The organism is Oleiphilus sp. HI0117 (assembly GCF_001635235.1).
Window position 1 is genome coordinate 1 of sequence record NZ_LWGA01001113.1, and the last position, 1,629, is coordinate 1,629.

2 protein-coding genes are annotated in these 1,629 nt (G+C 42.8%); both read right to left on the minus strand.

Annotated elements, in window-relative coordinates; all coding sequences use genetic code 11:
• Nucleotides 1-1,135 (minus strand): hypothetical protein (locus tag A3757_RS19995; protein ID WP_156506443.1); only part of this gene is annotated, 1,135 nt, incomplete at its 3' end.
• Between the two features lie 9 nt (nt 1,136-1,144).
• Nucleotides 1,145-1,629, minus strand: a 485-nt coding sequence (locus A3757_RS20000) for a ribonuclease E/G (protein WP_197470151.1), incomplete at its 5' end; no start/stop codon positions are given.

Below are 1,629 nucleotides of genomic sequence, written 5' to 3' on the forward strand. Positions count from 1 at the left end.
GACTAATCTCAAGACGATCATGAAGATTATCTGACAAAAGCCCAGACGCGAGCCCCAATTGAGCAAGACAGTAAATATCGAGTTCTGACATCGATACCTTTGTTTGCGATGCATCACTGTTAATATTAATAACATCGCTTTGACACAAGCTCCCTTTCCAGGAGAAATTAAGGCCGTAAACAGACATATTCTGACCCTGATTGCTCTTTTGCCAATGGTAATCGAAAGCCAGGTTTCGTATTGGCGGAACGGATTGTTCCCCCGCACGCCAATTCATTTCATTTAGCTGAAGGTTGCCTTGAATTGATGTAAGACTAAACCCTTCGAATTCTAACCATGCACGCGTGCTTGCGGAAATATCATCAATTGATAGACTTTCCCAGCTATAAACTTGTAGCAATTTACCAAAGAATTCAGCGGAGCGTGCTTCGATATATAAGCTAGTCTTCATTCTTGATTCAGTTAACACGCCCTTACCTTCCAGAGAAAAAGATAATAAGGAACTAGCACTGTCAGACTCTCGAATCGAGCCGCTAATGAAGACACTATCATCGTGGTAAGTTAAGGAGCTGTTGGGAATTCTAAGAGTTTGAACCAAGCCTTTATTGTTATGTAAGGAGAGGCTTAAATCGTTAAGGTAGATTTTCGCTTGCCCAAGTAGAGCTTCTATATCTATTGGCAAGGCAGTTGGTGTCGCCTTCTCTTGCTGCTGTAACAATTCTTTTAAATCTACCGGTGTTGAAGCGACGGACCAGGCACCATCCTCAAACTGTTGCATACTAAGCTCAGTATGCTCAATCATGATTTCCTTGATAGAAGGCTGGAGATTAAGAAGAGAGTTGAGGAATGAAGCCTGTATACGTATACGCCCAACATAAGCGTAGCTCTGCCCGTTGACGCTAAGGCCGTGAATATTGAGCGTTGGGTCAAGACCACGCCAAGCAGAGTTCAATTGACGAATTTCAACACGCTGACCACTTAACTCAGATAGGTAACGCTCTAGATCAGGACGGTAGTCTTCAAGAAATATACTGGCTATTCTTAGCCCGAGTACGTACAAGGCAACCAGAAATAATACCGAAAAGGCAATCGTTATTAACTTAATCCTAATGATTTTCAGTATTTTATTCTTCACATTGTCACGCTAGACTAAGACTACATCAAATTGTCCCTGATTATACATGACTTCTACTTGAAACTTGATTTGCTTGCCAATGAAGGTTTCCAAGTCAGCAACATTGTCAGACTCCTCATCGAGTAAGCGATCAATCACGTTTTGCGAAGCCATAACCAAATAGATATTTGCGTCATAAGCACGATTCACCCTGAGAATCTCACGCATAATTTCATAACAGACTGTTTCAGCGGTCTTTAACACACCAGTGCCATCACATACAGGGCAAGGCTCACACAAGGTTTGCCCCAAGCTTTCAGTGGTACGCTTACGTGTCATTTCAACCAGGCCAAGCTCTGAAACGCAACTTACCGTTGTACGTGCATGGTCTCGCTCAAGCATTTTCTCTAACATTCGTAGAACCTGGCGCTTATGTTCCTCATCCTCCATATCGATGAAGTCGAGAATGATAATCCCGCCAAGATTTCTTAAGCGCAATTGCCTACCAATGGTCC